Below are 20613 nucleotides of genomic sequence, written 5' to 3' on the forward strand. Positions count from 1 at the left end.
AATTATTAATCAAAAATACAACTCAATGTGGGCTACAATACCTTTGTGGGTATTATAGCCGTACAATGAGTGCTTACGGTCCATTTGATGATTAATAAAACCGTCTACTTTCAGGATACCTCCTTCGTAGCACTTTCCGTCTTGCAGAATTCTTTTTTTAAGTAATTGCATGCTGTATGATATTAATTAAATAATGTGCTAATATTCCATTCCGCATGGTGAACAGCGGTTGGTATATTAGCACATGGAATTTTGAATCGTTATTTGTTGTCTCTTAAGTCTTTCACTCGGACGGCTTTTCCTTCGCTTTGTGGGAGAGAGCCTTTTTTTACCAGTTTAACTTTGGGAGTCACCAATATTTCATCCTTTAATTGGCGGGTTATATCCTTGCGGATCTTCTCCAGTTCAATATAATTGTCAGTGGAAAGGTCGCTTAATTCTACTTCGACGATCATCTCGTCTTGGTTGTTGACCGTTTCCAGTGTAATCAGGTAATTGCTGCCTAATTCGGGGAATTGTACGAGTATCTTTTCTACCTGCATCGGGAAGATATTTACTCCCTTGATAATGAACATATCATCACTGCGTCCCTTGATACGGTCGATACGGATATGCGTGCGGCCGCAGGGGCATTTCCCCGGAAGAATACGGGTTAAGTCGCGGGTGCGATAGCGGATTAACGGCATCATCTCACGGTCGAGAGTTGTAAGCACTAATTCTCCGATTTCTCCTTCCTGAACGGGTTCTCCTGTTTCAGGATCGATAATTTCTACCAGATAACAGTCTTCCCAGAAGTGCATTCCGTTTTGTTCCTGACATTCGAAAGCAACGCCGGGGCCGTTCATTTCTGTCATACCGAAGCTGTTGTATGCTTTTACGCCCAGCATCTTTTCTATTTTCCGGCGTTGTTCGTCGGTGTGAGGTTCGGCACCGATAACCAGCGTTTTCAGTGTGGTTCCTTTGGGATCAAGTCCTTCTTCCTGAAAGACTTCGGCAAGGCGGATGGCATAGCTGGGGATAGCATGTAAAGCGGTAGTCTTAAAGTCGTTGATGAATTTAATCTGTCGTTTACTGTTTCCTGCTGCAGCGGGAACTGTCAGGCAGCCCAGGCGTTCTGCACCGTATTGGAAGCCTAACCCCCCTGTAAACATACCATATCCGGAGCTGTTTTGGAAGACGTCGGTCTTGCGTATTCCTACTGCGTATAGGCAACGGGCTACCAGGTTGGCCCAGGAGTCGAGATCGTGCTGTGAGTGAACAATAACTGTCGGGTTTCCGGTAGTACCACTGGAAGAGTGAATACGTACACCATCATTGCTCATATCACCTGCTACCAGCCCGAAAGGATAGTGGGCACGCATATCGGCTTTGGTAGTAAAGGGCAATTTGCGGATATCGTCTAATGATTGTATGCTATCTGCTGTGATGCCATGTTTGCTGAAAACTTCTTTGTAATATGGGGAGTTCGCAGCTATATTGATTGTTTTCTTGAGCCGTCGAAGTTGTAATTCCTGCAACTTCTCCCGGCTCATGGTTTCTAGTTCTTCTTCCCAGTATTGTGTACTCATGATAATGTCTGTTATTACATTAGCTTTTCTGCAATTTCCTTGCCGGCGGCCAATGCTTTAAGATTCATTTCTACAATTGCTTCTCCCTTGCGCTGGAAGATTTCCCGGATGCTGTCTTGCACTTTCTCGTAATTGATGCCGAGGAATGGAATCGTTGCTCCCAATAAGACAATGTTGGCAACACGGGCGGAGCCTACTTCTTTGGCTACTTTGTCTACGTTCAACACAATTTTGTGAGGCAGCTTATTGATTTCTGCCATTACTTTGTCTGTTTCCGGATAATTGGGGATATTGACAAACGGAGTTTCGTTAGTCACCAACCAACCGTTAGGGCTAAGATAGGGGAGGTAGCGCAATCCTTCCATGGGTTCCAATGAAATAATAAGGTCGCATTTACCTGATGGGATCAAGTCAGAAGCAATCGGCTGGTCGCTGATACGGAGGTTGGATTGAACATCTCCTCCACGTTGGCTCATTCCGTGCACTTCTGCTTGTTTCATATATAATCCTTCTTTCAAGGCAGCTTTGCCGATCACTGTAGCAATAGACAGAATTCCCTGTCCACCGACTCCTGATAATATAATGTCTTTCTTCATGGCTTACTTACTTCTTTTTTTGCGTGCTAATGTCTGGATACACTCTCTGCGTGGAATAATGACAGATACACCGCGATATTCGATCTCTTCGCGAATGATTTGCTTCATCTCCTCATAGTTTTTCTTCAGCGGAGTAACGACACGGATATGAGCCGGATCTACTCCGATACCTGCACAGATCGCTTCGATACGTCCGGTTCCGGCAGAGTCCTGTCCACCTGTCATGGCAGTAGTTTCATTGTCGGAGATGACGATGGTTACACTGGCATTCTCGTTCACACAATCTAGTAGTCCGGTCATTCCGGAATGAGTGAATGTGGAGTCTCCGATGACAGCTACAGCCGGGAAAAGACCTCCGTCAGCCGCACCTTTTGCCATCGTGATGGAGGCACCCATGTCTACACATGAGTTGATTGCATTGAAAGGAGCATTCGCACCTAGCGTGTAACAGCCGATGTCACTGAATACTTTATGAGATGGGTATTCTTCTTTCAGAACTTCGGTCAATGTGATATACATATCGCGGTGTCCGCAACCTTCGCAAAGTGCAGGCGGACGCATTTCTACGACAGAAGGAATGCCGAATTCCGATTTATTCTCTTTGCCTACGGCGCGGGCTACAGAGTCCGGATTTAATTCTCCATCCTGTGACAGAGTGCCGTCCAAGCGTCCTTTTACTTTAACGCCGATGCCCAGATAACCTTTCAATTGTTTTTCTACAAATGGTTGTCCGTCTTCCAGAACGAGGATTTCGTCACAGGAGTCAATCAATTGATGTAATTGCTTTTTAGGCAATGGGTACTGGCCGATTTTAAGTACCGGATATTCGCAACCTTCAGGATAGTTTTCCATCAGATAATTGTAACCTATACCGCAAGCGATAATTCCTAACTTCTTGTTAGGACCATCTGTATATTTATTATAAGGTGATTCTTCCGAGGCTTTGATAAATTCGTCTTGGCGGGCAAGCAATACTTTGTAGCGTTTGCGGGCGTTTCCCGGCAACAAGATGAACTGACGGGGATCTTCGCTGAAAGAGATGCCATTCTGTGGTTTTTGTGCTTTGCGTTCTACTCCGGAGCGGGAGTGTGCAAGGCGGGTTACCATACGCATCAAGATCGGTTCGCCCAATTTTTCAGAGAATTCGAAGCCACTGTATACCATATCATACGCTTCCTGCTGATTGCTGGGTTCGTACATGGGGATCAGTGAGAAATCTCCGTAGAAACGGCTGTCTTGTTCGTTCTGCGAAGAGTGCATACTGGGGTCGTCTGCTGCTACCACCATCAATCCGCCTTTCACGCCTGTGACGGCAGAGTTGACAAAACAGTCGGCAGCTACATTCATACCTACGTGCTTCATACAAACTAATGCCCGTTTACCAACGAATGACATACCCAACGCAGCTTCCATCGCTGTTTTTTCATTGGCGCACCAACGGCTGTGTATATTCTGTTCGGTCGTTATTGGGGCCATTTGAATATATTCCGTAATTTCAGTTGAAGGAGTACCAGGATAGGCATAAACACCAGAAAGTCCGGCATCCAGTGCAGCTTGTGCAATGGCTTCATCGCCAAGTAAGAGTTGCTTGCTCATATATATTTCTTTTATTTAGTGTTGATCACAGTTTGTTAATCTATCGGGCAAAGATAGGCTTTTCCGTTCGTTTTATTACAAATTTACTTGAAAATCTTTCTTTCATTCAGGGCTTTCCAGTATTTTCTTGCATTTGCCATGTGGTCGGCATAATTGGATGCAAAGTTGTGAGTTCCGGAAAAATCCTCTTTGGCACACATGTAGATATAGTTATGTTTGGTATAGTTCAATACGCTGTCTATTCCCTTTTTAGAAGGGATACGGATGGGGCCTGGAGGCAGTCCGGTATTTATATAGGTGTTATAGGGGGAGTTGACTTTCAAATTCTCATTGGTGATTCGGCGCAGACCGAAATCCTGCAGTGCAAATTTGATGGTAGGATCTGCCTGCAGAGGCATATCTTGATGTAAACGGTTGATATACAATCCGGCTACCATTGGCTTTTCTTCATTGTTGTTGGTTTCTTCTTCGACGATGGAAGCAAGAGTGCTGACTTCTTCCGGTGTCATGCCGATGGCGGTGGCTTGTGCCAGACGTTCTTTGTTCCAGAAGCGTTCGTGCTCATTCTTCATTCGTTTAAAGAAGTCGTCTACGCTCATGTCCCAATATACCTGATAGGTTTCAGGTATGAAAAGGCTGGGGAGTGTTATGGTTGTGTATCCCATTTGAGCCTGGAAAGTAGAGTCGAATAACTGGCTGGCGATTTCGGCAGAGTCTATCATGAGTTGTTTCCCAATGCTTCGTGCTAATCGGTCTAATGTCCGGACACTTCCGATAGTAAGGTTGACCGCCTCCTGATAACCTCTGGAAAAGCGGCTATATACATGATAGACATTGTCATTGGGGCGAATGGCATAACGTCCGGTATGGATATTCTGATCGAAATCTTTGTATTTTGCCATCCACCGGAATCCGGCGAACTTATTGACGTGCCCGAATTCTTTTATTTTATGGTAGATAGAATCGGCTGTATCATCCCGGTCTACATAAATATATACAGTTTTAGATGGATGAAATTGAGGAGCAAACAGATAGTAATAAAAGGTGCCTCCGGCAATTGCACAAAGGAGGAATGCTCCGATTAGAATGGATAATAGAATGTTTCTCTTTTTTCTCTTCATCTTTTGAGGTATATTTAAAAAGTTCGCCAAAGATAAAAAGAATTTGGATAGGATTGTTCTCTTTACATGATGAATCACAGGGCGACCGCATCAAAAGTTTGTTTTCTTTTGGTGCGGTTTATGAAGCTGTTTCTTCATCTTGCGTTTCACCTTTCTTGATTTATCCGGATCTTTATAGTATTTCCTTTTTTGTATAGTAACTCCATTAGTTCCATATATTGTGGGAATACTTTCCCACAATATAAAAGAATACTTTCCCATAACATGTGGGACTAATTGAATTACTTGATGATACCGTGTGAAACCGTTAGAATCGCTACGGCATCCTTTTATAATAAGGTGAAGGACTGTTGTAACAGAATACTATTGGCGTATGGAGATAAATTCGTTTCAGCTGAATGAGTTTTGCAAGTTAGTTCGGCCATAAGGAATAATTAGCGTCCGCTTCTATCCTGTTTTCTATTTCGTCGGGCAGGGGGGCAAAGAAATCCATATTAGTCAGGCTCTCGATGCTATCCACTGTGACTACATATGAAGATAGAGGTTCTACTGCCTGCTCGTTGTTGAATAAGAAGCCGATGGCCCGTATCGGTTTGACAAAAGGGGATAGGACTACTTTGAAAAACTGTTGAGGTACTACGACTTTATTTTTTCCAATCGTTTTAGGCTGTTTTTCAATAATAGGTCCACATATAATAATAATGGCACTATCTGCTATGGCCCAATTCCGGATTTTATCTTCCAGATTTTTCCACCCTCTTCTGTTTAACTGTGGATGTTGTGGACACATATTGCTGAAATAGAATGATTCCTTCATGGCTTCGGGGCTCCATTTCATATCTGCTGCAGGAGCCATGTGGCCTTTATCATATCCTGAACGGGTATAGTCGGCATTCGTGGCAATCGGACCTGTCGCTAATGGATCGGCAATGAAACGATTGCCTCTTTTTTCTTTTCCTCTGGTTTCTTCCCGGGTTAATTCGTAAGAGACCCAGTTGGGGATCTTTAAATCTTTGTTATATGATACGGTATATCCGCTATGCCGGATGATTTGTTCTTGCCGGGGAGCTAATGATATGGGTGTCTCCAGATCTTTGCCAAGTGGAATTTGAAGGGAAGCATCGGTTTGCAGTTCATTATTTTTCTGGATATTAATCTGTTGGCAATACAAATAGACGCCAAAAAGAATAGGAATGAGCACAATGATGGCGATGATACATCCTAACTTGTTATTGGAATGTGATTTCTTTTTGAATAGCTTTCTGTTTTTACCTTTTTTACTTCGATTCATTGGTTAGCTGCTGATGTCGGGTTCGTTTTATTCTTCTTTTCTCATGCTGAATTCGCAACCGCAATATTGTTGGTTGTAGAAGTTATACTCTTTAATGATGGCAATGCGTCGTTCACTAAGTCCGCCTTTCCGCCAATTCTGCTCCCAGTATGTGACATCTGGGTATGGAGCAGTGGCATATTGTCCGGCTTCATTAATCTGCTCCAGACTTTTCCAACGACTGGAAGCAAGCGTTGTGGTTATTACGGAAAGGCCATGTTCGTGTGCATAACGGGCGGTCTCCAATAAACGTAGTTTAAAGCAACGTAGGCAGCGTCCTCCTCTTTCGGGTTCCTGCTCCATTCCTGCTATATGACATCGCCAGTTTTCATGATCGTAATCAGCATCTATTATCTCCAATCCCAATGATTGGGCATAGCGTGTACATTCGTTTTTTCTTATCATATACTCTTCCAGCGGATAGATATTAGGATTGCAATAATAGATAACAGGGGTAATGTGATGTTGCATCATACATTCAATAATGGCTGATGAACAAGGAGCACAACAGGTATGAAGTAAGACCTTATCGGCTCCTCCCGGAACTTCGAGTTGGAATTTCTTTTTCATGCGGTAAAGTTAGTACATATTTACGATACGAGTCAATGGTTTATGTTTTATTCAGAATAGTTTTTTTTGTATATTTGTCCATTCAAGTTTATAACAACTCAATAATGGATGAATTAAATTGCGGGCAAGAAGAACAAAATGTAGGTCCGGAGAAGAAAAAAAGTACCTCGAAAATTGTGAAGAGGACTTTAGTTGTGGCTGTATTGGCTTTGGCGGTATATGTTGTATATTCCGTGGTTTATTTATTTGTCTCGCCTGATCGGAATATTCAGCAGATCTATCTGGTTCCGGAAGATGCGGCATTTATTATTCAGTCATCGGCTCCGATTGAAGATTGGGAGAAGTTTAGTGGAAGCGAGACGTGGCAATGCCTGAAGAAAGCGAAATCTTTTGAGGAGGTGACGCAAAGTGTGGAGAAGCTGGATTCCGTTGTCAAAAGCAATAAGGTATTATTGTCGCTTGTTGGTGAGCGGGATATGCTTATTTCGCTCCATAAGACTCGTCCCACTAATTGGGATTTTCTACTTATCCTGGATATGCAGAAGACATCAAAGATGGACTTATTGAAAGACCAGGTTGAAACCGTATTGGTTATGAGTGGTTTTACTGTGACTAACCGGATGCATAATGGTATTAATATCCTTGAAATGCGCGATCCCGAGACGAGGGATATTTTCTATATTGCTTTTGTCGATAATCATTTGGTCGGTTCTTATACATCTGGACTTGTCGAGTCGGCTATTGATTCTCGTAATAAACCTAAAATCGGGCTTGATCAGTCTTTTATTGAAACAGAGAAGTTGGTTTCCGGTAAGGGGCTTGTCAGGGTCTTTATCAATTATGCGCGTGTACCTCAATTTATGTCTATTTATTTAGGTACAAGAAATGAGTATATCGATCTGTTTAGCAATTCCATGAATTTTGCGGGACTTTATTTAAATATGAATAAGGAAAGGATGGAGGTGAAAGGATATACGTTGAAAAAAGATTCTGCCGATCCTTATGTCACTGCTTTGTTGAATTCGGGAAAACATAAAATGAAAGCGCATGAGATTCTGTCCGGGCGGACAGCTCTTTATACGAATATAGGTTTCAATAGTCCGGTAACTTTTGTAAAGGAATTGGAGAATGCACTGTCGGTTCACAATAAACAGCTGTATGATTCTTATCAAAGTTCCCGGAAAAAGATAGAAGGGCTATTCGGTATATCTTTGGAAGAAAACTTCTTGAGTTGGATGTCAGGAGAGTTTGCTATTACGCAATCCGAACCAGGTTTGTTAGGGCATGATCCCGAACTGATTCTGGCTATCAGGGCTAAAAGTATTAAAGATGCCCGTAAGAACATGGAATTCATTGAAAAGAAGATTAAGCGACGTACTCCGGTTAAGATTAAGACTGCTAATTATAAGGATTTCGAGATTAATTATATCGAGATGAAAGGCTTTTTCCGCTTGTTTTTTGGGAAGCTATTTGATAAATTTGAGAAGCCATACTATACTTATGTTGACGATTATGTCGTTTTTAGTAATAAAGCTGCTTCTTTACTTTCCTTTGTAGAAGATTACGAGCAGAAGAATTTATTGAAAAATAATCCGGGTTTTGAAAATGCACTGTCATATTTAAAATCAAGTTCTACCATTTTCTTATATACAGATGTGCGCAAGTTTTATTCCCAGTTGAAACCGATGATGAATCCTGCCACATGGAATGAAATACAATCAAACAAAGACGTTTTGTATTCATTCCCTTACTGGACTATGCAGATTATAGGAGAGGATCACTCGGCTTCTTTGCAGTATGTGATGGATTATAGCCCATATCAACCGGAAGAGGTTGCCGTTGCTATTGCTACTGATGAAGATGATAAGGAAATGAACGAAGATGCTGAAACCGAGAAAGAGCAGATGAGCGAACTGAAACGTTTCTATGTCGAAAAGTTTGAAGGGAATGTGTTGCGGGAGTTCTATCCGGAAGGCGCATTGAAGAGTGAAGCGGAAGTAAAAGAAGGGAAACGTCACGGCCGTTACCGTGAATATTATGAAGATGGTACCTTGAAACTTCGTGGAAAGTATGCAAATAATAAACCGAAAGGTACATGGAAATATTATACCGAGGACGGGAAATTTGAGCGCAAAGAAAAGTTTTAGATTACGTCAACAAAAGTTGATTTAAAAAATAAGCTCAAAAAATAATCGGATTCTTTTTGTTTTCTCAAATAAAGCTGTAATTTTGCACGCCGTAAACGAGAGACAAACGCCGCTATAGCTCAGTTGGTAGAGCAACGCATTCGTAACGCGTAGGTCGCCAGTTCAAGTCTGGCTAGCGGCTCTCAAATTAGAACGCTGATTATTAACTAATAATCAGCGTTTTGTTTTTCTATAGAGTCTCTTTCGTATGAGTGTGGTATCTTTTTTACATGGAATTTATGTGAAATATAAAAAACGAAATTTATGTTGAGTCGCATTATTGTTTTAGTCGTCGCAGGAGTTGTCGTGGTCTATATTGTTCGTTTTATAGATAACTTTTTCTCTCAGCGCAGAAGATAAATTCAACTTTCAAACATCCGGCTGCGTGCCAGCATACAAGCGCCAATGATACCGGCTTTGTCTTTCAGCTTGGATGTCGCAATGGCTGAATCTTTATTGACTAGATTTAGCGAGTACTTGCGTACTGCTGTTTTTATCGGCTGGGTGATATAGTCGTCAGTCAAAGATAGGGTTCCGCCTATGATTACCAGTTCAGGATTGAATATATTAATTAGCCCTGCAATTTGTTTTCCCAGTTTTTGTCCGATCTCTTCTACAATTTCAATGCAGAGTGGGTCTTCCTTGTTTACGGTAGCTATAATTTCATCCAAAGTAAGAGGATTTTCTTTGGCTAAAATCCGGTTGGATAGGACAGAACTTTCTCCTTTCTGGATGCGTTCTATTAATATTCGATGAAGAGCTGAACCTGATGCTTCCGTTTCCAAGCATCCTTTTTTACCACAGTGGCAGATGATTTCATTGTCAAATACATTTGTATGCCCGAATTCTCCGGAAAAACCGGACTTTCCCGTATATATTTTCCCATCAATGATAATACCTATGCCTAATCCCCAACTGACGTTTACAAAAATAATGTCTTTTTCCCCTTTTACGCATCCTTTCATATATTCCCCGTAAGTCATAGCGCGTGTATCGTTGTCTATTGTTACCCGGAATCCGATTTTTTCAGTTAATACTTCCGCCAAGGGTCTCTCTTCAAAATTAAATTGGCTGAAGCTATATCCAGATTCTGGGTTGACTCTGCCGGACACATTTATATTGATATTTAATATTTTATCATTATCTATATCTGCTTTCTTTATAAATTGCAGAATAAGTTTGCATAACTCTTCCAGTGCTTGTGAAGTGTTTTCTGATTTAAAAGGGATATTCATTTTTAATTCTACCATATCGCCTTTGAAATTAATCAGTCCTATATTAATGGCAAACTTTTTAATATCTACTCCTATAAAATAACCGGATTCGGGATTTAGTCCATATAAGCTGGGGTAGCGTCCTCCGCTCGTCTCCAATTTGCCATAATCGTTTATATATCCTTCTTCGCACATTTCACTAATGAATTTTGTGACAGTCGGGACACTGAGATCCAGTTCTTTTGCTAAATCTGTAATAGTAGAACTACCATTATATATATAATGTGTAATAATCTTCTTTTTGAGAAGAGCGTTCTTGGTTCCTGCTTCTATTTCTTTCAGTAAATGTTGTTTCATCTTAGTCCTTCTTTATTGTTTGAGGCAAAGATAATAAATTTATTTATTAATGGAGATTTGTTTGATTTGAATTTAGTAGATGCTTTATTTATCCCTCTTTCTGAATATTGTATTAAAATGAATAATATATAAATCAAGAATCTATATATTTAATAATTTTATTAATAACGTCTGTTATATTAAATATTTCTTTTATATTTGCCCTTCTATTATTTAATTATAAATGAAAGGAAAAATATGATCGTATCTAATCTGCAAAACAGTCAGCGTATCGAAGGGCTCCACCCTTTGTTCAAGCCCTTGTTTGACTATGTGAAAACCCATGATTTGCTTCATACGGATTTGGGGCGTATTGAGATTGATGGTGAGAATTTGTTTATCAATAATGTAAATCTGGAATGTGTATCTCCTGATAAGCAAGTTTTAGAATTACATCATGACTATATTGATGTGCATATCTTGTTGGAAGGTGCGGAAACAATTGGTTGGAAAGCCTTGGAGGACTTACAAAAAGAGGTTAAGGCATATTCTAAAGAGGACGAGTGCGCCTTATATTCAGATACTCCGACTACTTATGTTAATCTGCTTCCGGGGCAATTTGTAATAGTGTATCCGGAAGATCCCCATGCCCCGATTATTGGTCATGGCAAGATACGTAAATTGATAGCTAAAGTACGGCTATAAATTGTTATTGTTTTTATTTTGTAGTATCGAAAATAACATGGAAAAGGTGGTGTCTCTTATTAATGAGGTGCTGCCTTTTGATATATATAAAGTATTATATCTTCTTATGTGATTTATAAATAAGCGAATATATAATAAAATATTTAATTAAATGTTTGGAGGAAAATAAAAATAGTATTATGTTTGCAATGATTTAATACGAGTGAAACATAAAAAATTACTTTATATGAAAAACAAAAGTATTTACCCATGGGTGGTTGTCGGTCTGCTGTGGATAGTAGCGCTACTTAATTATATGGACCGTCAGATGCTTTCTACGATGCAGGAAGCTATGAAAGTAGATATCGTAGAGTTGAACAAAGCTGAAGCTTTTGGAGCTTTAATGGCTATATTTTTATGGATATATGGTTTTATGAGTCCTGTTGCGGGAATTATCGCCGATAGGGTAAATCGTAAATGGTTGGTGGTCGGTAGTCTTTTTGTCTGGTCGGCGGTTACTTTTTTAATGGGGTATGCTCATAACTTTCACGAGCTTTACTGGTTGCGTGCTGTCATGGGAGTCAGTGAAGCGTTGTATATTCCTTCGGCTTTATCGTTGATTGCTGACTGGCATGAGGGAAAATCCCGCTCTTTAGCTGTAGGAGTTCATATGACAGGGTTGTATGTCGGGCAGGCTATCGGTGGTTTTGGGGCTACGGCTGCTGCCGCTTTTTCTTGGCAGGCTACTTTTCATTGGTTTGGCATTGTAGGTATTGCTTATTCTTTGGTACTTATATTGTTTTTGAAAGAAAATCCTATTCATAATATATCTATCAAAAAAATAGATGATGCTCCTAAAGAGAAGAAACCTTCCATTATAAGTGGGCTTTCCCTGCTGTTTACTAATTGGGCATTTTGGATTATTCTTTTCTATTTTGCGGCTCCCAGTCTTCCGGGGTGGGCAACAAAGAATTGGCTTCCGACTTTGTTTGCGGATAGCTTGAATATTCCTATGTCCGAAGCGGGACCGATATCTACTATAACAATTGCCGTGTCTTCTTTTATCGGTGTTATTTTAGGTGGAATCTTATCTGACCGTTGGGTACAAAAAAATATTCGCGGGCGTGTTTATACCGGAGCCATCGGTTTGGGGATGACTATACCGGCTCTGCTCCTGCTTGGGTTTGGACATAGTTTTGTTAGTGTGATTGGAGCGGGATTGCTCTTTGGTATTGGTTTTGGAATCTTTGACGCAAATAATATGCCTATTCTATGCCAGTTTGTATCAGCAAAACATCGTGCGACGGCTTATGGAATTATGAATATGACCGGTGTGTTTGCGGGAGCTGCCGTGACAGAAGTTCTTGGAAAGTGGACAGACGGAGGAAGTTTAGGACAGGGATTTGCAATGCTGAGTATCGTGGTAGCTGTAGCATTGGTACTTCAAATCTATTTCTTAAGACCGAAGACAGATAATATGGTAGATTAAGAATATAATAACTTTATAAAAAATAAAATGATGGAACGAATTAAAGGACTTATCGATGCACCGTTTACTCCTTTTTACGAGAATGGTGAAGTGAATTTGGAACCTATTGAAGCATATGCCAAGATGTTGGTAAAGAACGGACTTCAAGGAGTGTTTATCAATGGTTCTTCCGGTGAAGGTTATATGCTGACTGAAGAAGAACGTATGTTATTGGCAGAGCGTTGGGTTGCTGTCGCTCCCGAAGGCTTTAAAGTAATCGTGCACGTCGGTAGTTGCTGTGTAAAGGCCAGCCGTATGTTGGCTGAACATGCACAAAAAATAGGCGCATGGGGAATTGGTGCTATGGCTCCTCCTTTTCCGAAGATTGGCCGTATTGAAGAATTGGTGAAATATATTGAAGAGATAGCATCCGGTGCGCCCGAACTTCCCTTCTATTATTATCATATTCCGGCATTCAACGGTGCTTTTCTGCCAATGGTTAAATTACTGGAAGCGGTAGACGGACGTGTTCCTAACTTTGCAGGTATTAAATATACTTTTGAGAGCATGTATGAATACAACCAATGCCGTTTATATAAAAACGGAAAATATGATATGTTGCATGGACAGGATGAAACAATTCTTCCTTGTCTGGCTATGGGTGGTGCTCAGGGCGGCATCGGCGGAACAACCAATTATAATGGTAAAGAACTGGTCGGTATCATCAAAGCATGGGAGGCAGGTGATATCGAAACAGCCCGTGAACGTCAGAACTTCTCACAGGAAGTAATAAATGTGATCTGCCATTTTCGTGGGAATATTGTTGGCGGAAAACGCATAATGAAATTGATAGGACTTGATTTAGGTAAGAACCGTACTCCCTTCCAGAATATGACAGATGAAGAAGAAGTTCAGATGAAAACGGAGCTTGAGGCAATTCATTTTTTTGACCGATGCAATAAACTTTAAAAACGCATAGCATGAATACAGCAGAATATTTGAATAAGTGGGCCATATCCTATAAAGACGATATAATAAATAATATTATGCCGTTCTGGATGAAGTACGGGCTGGATAAAGAACATGGAGGGGTGTATACATGCGTTAATCGGGATGGTAGTTTGATGGATACAACGAAATCTGTCTGGTTTCAGGGACGTTTCGGGTTTATAGCTGCATATGCATATAATAATATAGAGAAAAATCCCCAATGGTTGGCAGCATCCAAGAGTTGTATTGATTTCATCGAAGCGCATTGCTTTGATACGGATGGACATATGTTCTTTGAAGTCACAGAAGATGGAGTCCCGTTACGTAAGCGCCGTTATGTGTTTTCAGAAGGTTTTGCGGCAATAGCAATGGCTGAATATTCATTGGCAACCGGTGAAAAGGAATATGCTGAGAAAGCATTGGAAATCTTCAAGCGTACACAGCATTTCCTGGATACTCCGGGAATGCTTGAACCTAAATATTTGCCGGCTATGTCTTCAAGAGGGCATTCTATAACGATGATCTTGATTAATACAGCTTCTCGCATCCGGATGGTTATTGACGATCCTGTATTGACGGAGCAGATAGATGCTTCGATTGCCGCATTGCGTAAATATTTTATCCATCCGGAGTTTAAGGCTTTACTTGAAATGGTAGGACCTAATGGTGAATTTATTGACACGTGTAACGGACGTGTCATAAATCCGGGCCACTGTATTGAAACCGCTTGGTTCATTATGGAAGAAGCTAAATATCGCAATTGGGATAAGGATTTACTGCAATTGGCTCTTCAGATTCTCGACTGGTCTTGGGAATGGGGATGGGATAAAGAGTTTGGTGGCATAATCAATTTCCGTGATTGCCGTAATCTTCCGGCTCAGGACTATTCTCAGGATATGAAATTCTGGTGGCCGCAAACAGAGACTATTATTGCCACTTTATATGCCTATCAGGCTACGGGGGATGAGAAATATATTCAGATGCATAAGCAAATCAGTGACTGGACGTATACTCATTTTCCCGATAAGGAATATGGAGAATGGTATGGTTATCTTCACCGTGATGGTACTGTGGCACAACCAGCTAAGGGAAATCTCTTTAAAGGTCCTTTCCATATACCTCGCATGATGATTCGTAGTTACATGCTTTGCAAGGAGCTTTTGTGAAGTAATATGTAACTCTTCTGATAAAATCTAAAACTATTACTATGTGTATTATGAAAAACATATTATTTGCGGGACTTATGCTTTTCTTTTCTTGTATGAAAGGAGAAGCGCAGTCCGGTGCAAAAAAAAAATTCCCGGAGTTTCCTAAATATACTGTGTTTTCAGCAGGAGATGATAATGTGAATAGTTATCGTATTCCATCATTGTTGACAGCGAAAGACGGCTCTTTACTTGTGTTTTGTGAAGCACGTAGAGAAAGTTGGAAGGATAAAAGCCGTACAGATATAGTAGTGAAACGTAGTACAGATAATGGGCGGACATGGTCAGCTATGCAAGATTTGACTCAGGGAACCACTGGCGCTTATATGGATCCGACTCCTCTTTTAGATTCAGCTACCGGTAGAATTTTTCTTTTTACCACTTTTTGGCCGGCAGATGATCACACAGGTACCAAAAATCGGGCAATTTTGCTGACTTCAGATGACAATGGTTGTACATGGGCTGCTCCCGTTGATGTGACTGGTACATTAATGCCGAAAGGAAGTCGTATTTATGGTTTTGGACCGGGAGCAGGTTTGCAAATGGTGGGTGAAAAATATAGAGGAAGACTGATTTTACCGGCTCGTGTATCTGAAGTCACTGGTGAGAAAGCCCATGATGTAGCTATTTATTCCGATAATCATGGTAAAACATGGAAGATGGGTGGCAATGGTGATAATGATGATGAATTTCAGATTGCAGAGTCACCTGCCGGAGTTTTGGTTTATAATGCTCGTGTTCCCAAAGCGCGAATGGTGTCATTCAGTGTAGATGGGGGAGAGACATGGAGCAAGGCTGTAAAGGAACTTGCTTTGCCTGGTGTATCTAAAGGATGTCAGGCAAGTGTATTGGGAAAAGGTAAAACGCTTTATTTCTCTGGGATACAAGGAATACCGGAGACATCCGAATATGATGAACGTGCAAAACTTACTTTATATAAAAGTGAGGATGGTGGAAGAAAATGGGATAATGGGTTACTGTTATATGATAAGGCTGCCGGATATAGCTGTATGTCTTTCTTACCGGACGGACGAATGGCTATAATCTTTGAAACAGCAGATACTCAATCATTTACTCGTAAATCATTACCTAATACGAAACCTCTTAAGCGTCCGGATGACTGGATGAAGTTGGATTTAATTTTAGTGCCTGTTATTAATCTTTAATTTTTTTATTTATGAAGAGTATATTTAATGTGTTTTGTTATATTCTGAGTTTGTTTGCTATTATTGCCTGCTCGGATGATAATGTTAATGACTTTAGTCCGGTGCCTTATCCAGATGAAGTTGTGGATTCAAATCCAGATCCCGACCCTGATCCTGACTCGAAACCGATATGGGAGATAACTTCTCCAACAATTACCGTATTCAATTCAAAAGCAAGTAATGACATTTCATATCGTGTTCCTGCCATCGCGGTTACAAAGAAAGGCAGCATACTCGTTTTTTGTGAAGCTCGCTATGGAACTTGGCAAGATAAAGCTGGGCGGACGGATATTCTGATGAAGCGTAGTACCGATAAAGGGGTAACATGGACTGAAAAGAATTTAACCAGTCAAGCTACTTCATCAAAGTTGTCATATATGGACCCGACTGTTGTCGTCGACCAAGTTACGGGGAAAATCTTTTTGTTTACCTCTTTGTGGGATGCTGTAGGCAAGGAGTCTGCCAAACAAGGCTATAATAATAGAGCTATCATGTACACTTCGGAAGATGATGGATTAAATTGGACAAGAAAAGATCTCACAGACGAGGTGGAAATTGGAATTTTTAGCGGTGCGACAAGAATGATTGGTAGCTTCGGTCCCGGTTCCGGTGTGCAAATGACATCAAGTGAGCAATATAAGAATCGTTTGATTGTCCCTATACGCACTTTCAAAGTGAATGAAGCTGCTGGGACCGTTTCAAATGGCGGGAATACAGCTATGTGGTCGGATGATAACGGGGTGACATGGGAAACCGGGCAACCTAATAAGTCTGGTGAATGGACGGTAACGGAAGCTCCTGATGGTGCATTAATTGGAAATATCCGTTATAATGGACACCGTCAAAACTATGTAAGTACAGATGGTGGAGCCAAATGGCCTTCTTTTTCTGATTATGCTCCGACAGCACTACCAACTCCAGCCCAAGGCTGTGCGGGAAGTGTTATCGTAAAGGATGGCTGGATGTATTACTGTGGGGCGAAAGGGATTACCGAGACAACAGCTCATGATGATCGTGGTATACTATATTTGGCCAAAGCTAAATTCTTTGGTGGTCATTCGCATACATTTGAGCCGGCAGATCATATGGTGCTTTATGATAAAGCGGCAGGATACACATGTATGGCACTTCTGCCTGATGGTGATATGGCTATTGTTGCCGAACTCGGTAATGAACCGGGATTCCAAAAACTATCAACTCGTCCGGCCGGATGGATGAGATTGGAATTATTTATATTATCTACTAAATAACCTCTTTTAATATGAGAAAAATACATTTAAAGTACTGCCGGGAAGTAATATTCGTGGTAGTGGCCATGCTTTGCTCCATTGGCAGCATATATGCACAAGTCGAGCAAACGGTAAGTGGCGTTGTGAAAGATGTTGCTGGAGAGCCTTTGATTGGTGTCTCCGTATTGGAAGTGGGCACATCAAATGGTGCTATTACAGATTTGGATGGAAAATATACGTTAACATTGACAAAGAGTAAATCAGTTCTTGCTTTTTCATACATAGGTTATGTTCAACAGAATATTCACGTGGATGGACGTAAGAATATTACGGTAGTGATGAAAGATGATGCCATAGGTTTGCAGGAAGTCATTGTCACAGGTTATGGTAAAACCGTAACTAAAGATAAGCTGACTGCGGCTATATCCAAAGTTTCTTCCGAAGTTTTGGAGAAAGGTGTACGCTCCAATCCGTTGACTGCTTTGGCGGGTACGGTTACTGGTGTACGTGTTACGCAGACTTCCGGTCAGCCGGGAGCAGGGCCCTCCATTCAGGTACGTGCAGGTGCTTCTTTGAACGGTTCCGGTAGTCCGTTGTATATTATTGACGGTGTGCAGAAAGACGATATGAACGACATCAACAGTAACGATATTGAATCTATTGAGGTTTTGAAGGATGCTGCTGCGACAGCACTTTATGGTGCACGTGCCAATAATGGTGTAGTTCTAGTGACCACAAAAAGCGGTCATGTGGGGAAAACAACCGTAACATTGAACGTAAATATCGGTAAAGGTTTTGCCCGCGACAACTACGATTTTATGAATGCCCGCGATTATCTGTATTGGGAACGTATGGCGGCAAAGCGTAGCGGAGACGACATGAATCTTGTGAACGGATGGGGTACAGGAAATGACATCACTGCCGACGGAAATAAAAGCAGCAACGGTATCTATAGTACCTCTATTCTGACAGATAAGAATAAATATCTTTTGGATTATGGTTGGCAATCGATGAAAGATCCGGCATCAGACAATTATCTATTGTTCAAGGAAACTGATTTTATGAAGTTGAACACGCAGGATGCCTGGACGCAGGATTATAATGTCTCTTTCTCCGGTGGAAACGACAAAGGCAAATACTACTCAAGTATCGGGTATTATGATGAAACAGGTTTTCCATTGGAGTCGGGATACCAACGTCTGTCTTTCAACCTGAACGGTGAATATAAGATCAAGAGCTGGCTGAAAGCTTCCGGTTTCGTGAATTTCTCACGTTCGGAAACCAATCCTAACTACATGAGCGACGCTAATTTCTGGAGCGTGGTAGCTGCTGCTCCCCCGACCTTTAAAGGAGCTAATTTGGACGGAACGGTTATCACACTACTCAATAATACTCAAAATGCCAATTGGAATGAGATGAAGAACTACTACTATCGCAGAAATACGGCTTACAAGACTACGCTGGGAACTTCTTTCCAAGTGGATTTGATGAAAGGACTGAGCTTGAAACTGAGCGGTATGTGGTATCTTTGGATGAAGGAAACTGAATCTTTTGATAAAGAGTTACCTACCGCTCCCGGTAAGTTGAATTCTAACCGCAAAGCTTCTGCTACTTATGCGCGCAAACTGGATCAGACTTATAACGCCATTCTGAATTACAATGTCTCATTCGGTGACCATAACGTCAGTGCAGTCGGTGGTTTTGAAATGATAGACAAATACAACTACGGACTCTCGGCATCAGGTCAGGGAGCTACTTCCGATGATTTTATCGGATTGCAGTTCACTGCCCCGTTGGACGCAAACGGAAAATCCACCCGTAACATGTCTACCACTCACACACAGGAGCGCATCATGTCCGGTTTCCTGAATGCTACCTACGACTATAAGAGCAAGTATCTTTTTTCTTTCTCCGGACGTTACGACGGTTACTCCAAACTGGTGGACAACCGCTGGGGATTTTTCCCCGGTGTCAGTGCCGCATGGAACGTATATCGTGAGGAATTCATGGAGAAATATCTGGATATATTTTCCAACATGAAAGTACGTATGGGATATGGGCAGAATGGTAACGTGAATGGTATCGGACTGTACGAACTACAAGGTAGTTATGGAACAGCCGGTAACTACAACGGCATCTACGGCCTGTTGATTGACGATATTGCATATCCCGGACTGCGTTGGGAGAAAACCACCTCTTTTGATACTGCCATAGAATTAGGACTGTTTAATAAAGTAGATTTGACAGTAGGTTATTTCAACAAGAAAACTACCGATTTGATTGCCAATGTACCTTTGGCTTCTTCATCCGGCGTAGGCTCAATGACGACAAACAACGGCGCTGTGCGTAGTCAGGGTATGGAGCTTGAAGTCAATTACCGTATTTTTGACCGTAAGGACTTTAAGTGGAATATAGGTGCCAACATTACTTTTGTGAAATCCAAAATCCTGCAATTACCTGATAATGGTAATGAGAACAACCGTCAAGGCGGAACGGAAGTTTACAAAGGCAAAGGTAGTAATGAAACCGTTTGGAAAGGTGGAATACAGGAAGGACAGTCTTACGGTGATATTTACGGATTCAAAATGATGGGTGTTGTGCGTGACGAAGCCGATTTGGCAAACTATGCTTATTACGTAGATAAGATTCCCTCTAAACCGGTATATGGTCCGGCAGCTTATGCACAATTGACGGTTGAGCAGCAGAAAAATGCGCAGCAGTTAGCTCCGGGTGATGCTGTCTGGTACGATGTGAATGGTGACGGAACTATCGACACGTATGATCAGGTGAAGCTTGGTAATGAAATTCCAAAATGGATGGGTGGTTTCAATACATCCGTTACGTGGAAAGGGCTGACCTTGTTTGCCCGATTCGACTATGCGTTGGGATACAAGAAGTGGAATAGCGGTTATCAATATTTCATGGGTATCACTTCCGGTCACTTCAATGTTCCGGATTTGGCTAAAAAGACATGGACGGAAGATAATCCGGGTGCGGAACTTCCGGTATTGATGACTAACGACACTAACTTTAAAAAGAACTATACCCGCAACACTTCATTGTTTTGGGAAGATGCTTCTTACCTGTGTGCCCGTGAGATTTCCTTGAGCTACGATTTACCTTCGCAGTGGACTAAAAAAGCCCTCATGGATAAAGTGACGGTGACGCTTACCGGACAGAATTTATTCTACATAACGGACAATCGTCTCTACACTCCCGAGTATGGAACCACCAGTGGCGACAAGGGCGGATATGCTTTACCTAAGACAGTTCTGATGGGATTAAAGGTTATGTTCTAAAATCATAAAGAAAGAT

General features: G+C 41.4%; 16 protein-coding genes and 1 tRNA gene. 9 read left to right on the plus strand and 8 right to left on the minus strand.

The genetic code is table 11. The features are described 5' to 3' along the window. Nucleotides 1-9: 9 nt before the first annotated feature. From I2I13_RS24745 to I2I13_RS23420, 7 genes are all read right to left on the minus strand, one after another. The gene (locus tag I2I13_RS24745) at nucleotides 10-171 is read right to left on the minus strand and encodes a hypothetical protein (RefSeq protein ID WP_370540856.1); all 162 of its coding nucleotides are present in this window, start codon (nucleotides 169-171) and stop codon (nucleotides 10-12) included. A gap of 89 nt (nucleotides 172-260) precedes the next feature. Continuing rightward, nucleotides 261-1568: a phenylacetate--CoA ligase gene (locus tag I2I13_RS23395; RefSeq protein WP_148366349.1), complete on the minus strand. Its 1308-nt coding sequence runs from the start codon at nucleotides 1566-1568 to the stop codon at nucleotides 261-263. 14 nt (nucleotides 1569-1582) lie between these two features. Continuing rightward, nucleotides 1583-2164 (minus strand): indolepyruvate oxidoreductase subunit beta, encoded by a 582-nt coding sequence (locus I2I13_RS23400; protein WP_148366351.1) that lies wholly within the window; start codon nucleotides 2162-2164, stop codon nucleotides 1583-1585. A 3-nt stretch (nucleotides 2165-2167) separates the two neighbouring features. Then, nucleotides 2168-3760 (minus strand): thiamine pyrophosphate-dependent enzyme, encoded by a 1593-nt coding sequence (locus tag I2I13_RS23405; RefSeq protein ID WP_148366353.1) that lies wholly within the window; start codon nucleotides 3758-3760, stop codon nucleotides 2168-2170. A gap of 83 nt (nucleotides 3761-3843) precedes the next feature. Next, on the minus strand, nucleotides 3844-4881 hold the full coding sequence (mltG, locus tag I2I13_RS23410) for an endolytic transglycosylase MltG (protein ID WP_074637065.1): 1038 nt from the start codon (nucleotides 4879-4881) through the stop codon (nucleotides 3844-3846). Between the two features lie 412 nt (nucleotides 4882-5293). Beyond that, nucleotides 5294-6172, minus strand: a complete 879-nt coding sequence (locus I2I13_RS23415) for a DNA/RNA non-specific endonuclease (protein WP_195650681.1) — start codon at nucleotides 6170-6172, stop codon at nucleotides 5294-5296. A 27-nt stretch (nucleotides 6173-6199) separates the two neighbouring features. Then, a complete protein-coding gene (locus tag I2I13_RS23420; RefSeq protein WP_195650682.1) occupies nucleotides 6200-6781 on the minus strand; it encodes an epoxyqueuosine reductase QueH in 582 nt (193 codons plus the stop codon). A 104-nt stretch (nucleotides 6782-6885) separates the two neighbouring features. Between I2I13_RS23420 and I2I13_RS23425 the strand changes: the two genes are divergently transcribed. Both I2I13_RS23425 and I2I13_RS23430 read left to right on the plus strand, forming a co-directional pair. Then, nucleotides 6886-8928 (plus strand): toxin-antitoxin system YwqK family antitoxin, encoded by a 2043-nt coding sequence (locus I2I13_RS23425; protein WP_195650683.1) that lies wholly within the window; start codon nucleotides 6886-6888, stop codon nucleotides 8926-8928. Nucleotides 8929-9036: 108 nt separating this feature from the next. Further along, nucleotides 9037-9109 (plus strand) — tRNA-Thr (locus tag I2I13_RS23430). Between the two features lie 220 nt (nucleotides 9110-9329). Here I2I13_RS23430 and I2I13_RS23435 read toward each other — a convergent pair. Beyond that, nucleotides 9330-10538, minus strand: coding sequence for an ROK family transcriptional regulator (locus tag I2I13_RS23435; protein ID WP_009039358.1), 1209 nt, complete (start codon nucleotides 10536-10538; stop codon nucleotides 9330-9332). Between the two features lie 237 nt (nucleotides 10539-10775). Here I2I13_RS23435 and I2I13_RS23440 point away from each other — a divergent pair, with 237 nt between their 5' ends. The 7 genes from I2I13_RS23440 (at nucleotide 10776) to I2I13_RS23470 (ending at nucleotide 20597) form a co-directional block, all read left to right on the plus strand. After that, nucleotides 10776-11222, plus strand: coding sequence for a YhcH/YjgK/YiaL family protein (locus I2I13_RS23440; protein WP_009039359.1), 447 nt, complete (start codon nucleotides 10776-10778; stop codon nucleotides 11220-11222). A gap of 226 nt (nucleotides 11223-11448) precedes the next feature. After that, on the plus strand, nucleotides 11449-12690 hold the full coding sequence (locus I2I13_RS23445; RefSeq protein WP_009039360.1) for an MFS transporter: 1242 nt from the start codon (nucleotides 11449-11451) through the stop codon (nucleotides 12688-12690). Between the two features lie 30 nt (nucleotides 12691-12720). Then, nucleotides 12721-13638 (plus strand): dihydrodipicolinate synthase family protein, encoded by a 918-nt coding sequence (locus I2I13_RS23450; RefSeq protein WP_009039361.1) that lies wholly within the window; start codon nucleotides 12721-12723, stop codon nucleotides 13636-13638. A gap of 11 nt (nucleotides 13639-13649) precedes the next feature. Continuing rightward, nucleotides 13650-14825 carry an AGE family epimerase/isomerase gene (locus I2I13_RS23455; protein ID WP_055235426.1) on the plus strand — a complete coding sequence of 392 codons (1176 nt, stop codon included), beginning with the start codon at nucleotides 13650-13652 and terminating at the stop codon, nucleotides 14823-14825. Between the two features lie 50 nt (nucleotides 14826-14875). After that, nucleotides 14876-16030 (plus strand): exo-alpha-sialidase, encoded by a 1155-nt coding sequence (locus I2I13_RS23460; protein WP_229128706.1) that lies wholly within the window; start codon nucleotides 14876-14878, stop codon nucleotides 16028-16030. 11 nt (nucleotides 16031-16041) lie between these two features. Then, the gene (locus I2I13_RS23465; RefSeq protein WP_195650684.1) at nucleotides 16042-17319 is read left to right on the plus strand and encodes a sialidase family protein; all 1278 of its coding nucleotides are present in this window, start codon (nucleotides 16042-16044) and stop codon (nucleotides 17317-17319) included. 11 nt (nucleotides 17320-17330) lie between these two features. After that, complete coding sequence (locus tag I2I13_RS23470) at nucleotides 17331-20597, plus strand: TonB-dependent receptor (RefSeq protein ID WP_009039365.1); 3267 nt, start codon at nucleotides 17331-17333, stop codon at nucleotides 20595-20597. Nucleotides 20598-20613: the final 16 nt, after the last annotated feature.

Source organism: Bacteroides sp. D55t1_190419_B8 (genome assembly GCF_015558905.1).
In the GTDB taxonomy this organism is placed as follows: Bacteria; Bacteroidota; Bacteroidia; order Bacteroidales; family Bacteroidaceae; genus Bacteroides; species Bacteroides vicugnae.

Coding starts and splice junctions, on each gene's coding strand:
- I2I13_RS24745 (WP_370540856.1), bottom strand. CDS start 171: ATGCAATTACTTAAAAAAAGAATTCTGCAAGACGGAAAGTGCTACGAA.
- I2I13_RS23395 (WP_148366349.1), bottom strand. CDS start 1,568: ATGAGTACACAATACTGGGAAGAAGAACTAGAAACCATGAGCCGGGAG.
- I2I13_RS23400 (WP_148366351.1), bottom strand. CDS start 2,164: ATGAAGAAAGACATTATATTATCAGGAGTCGGTGGACAGGGAATTCTG.
- I2I13_RS23405 (WP_148366353.1), bottom strand. CDS start 3,760: ATGAGCAAGCAACTCTTACTTGGCGATGAAGCCATTGCACAAGCTGCA.
- mltG (WP_074637065.1), bottom strand. CDS start 4,881: ATGAAGAGAAAAAAGAGAAACATTCTATTATCCATTCTAATCGGAGCA.
- I2I13_RS23415 (WP_195650681.1), bottom strand. CDS start 6,172: ATGAATCGAAGTAAAAAAGGTAAAAACAGAAAGCTATTCAAAAAGAAA.
- I2I13_RS23420 (WP_195650682.1), bottom strand. CDS start 6,781: ATGAAAAAGAAATTCCAACTCGAAGTTCCGGGAGGAGCCGATAAGGTC.
- I2I13_RS23425 (WP_195650683.1), top strand. CDS start 6,886: ATGGATGAATTAAATTGCGGGCAAGAAGAACAAAATGTAGGTCCGGAG.
- I2I13_RS23435 (WP_009039358.1), bottom strand. CDS start 10,538: ATGAAACAACATTTACTGAAAGAAATAGAAGCAGGAACCAAGAACGCT.
- I2I13_RS23440 (WP_009039359.1), top strand. CDS start 10,776: ATGATCGTATCTAATCTGCAAAACAGTCAGCGTATCGAAGGGCTCCAC.
- I2I13_RS23445 (WP_009039360.1), top strand. CDS start 11,449: ATGAAAAACAAAAGTATTTACCCATGGGTGGTTGTCGGTCTGCTGTGG.
- I2I13_RS23450 (WP_009039361.1), top strand. CDS start 12,721: ATGGAACGAATTAAAGGACTTATCGATGCACCGTTTACTCCTTTTTAC.
- I2I13_RS23455 (WP_055235426.1), top strand. CDS start 13,650: ATGAATACAGCAGAATATTTGAATAAGTGGGCCATATCCTATAAAGAC.
- I2I13_RS23460 (WP_229128706.1), top strand. CDS start 14,876: ATGAAAAACATATTATTTGCGGGACTTATGCTTTTCTTTTCTTGTATG.
- I2I13_RS23465 (WP_195650684.1), top strand. CDS start 16,042: ATGAAGAGTATATTTAATGTGTTTTGTTATATTCTGAGTTTGTTTGCT.
- I2I13_RS23470 (WP_009039365.1), top strand. CDS start 17,331: ATGAGAAAAATACATTTAAAGTACTGCCGGGAAGTAATATTCGTGGTA.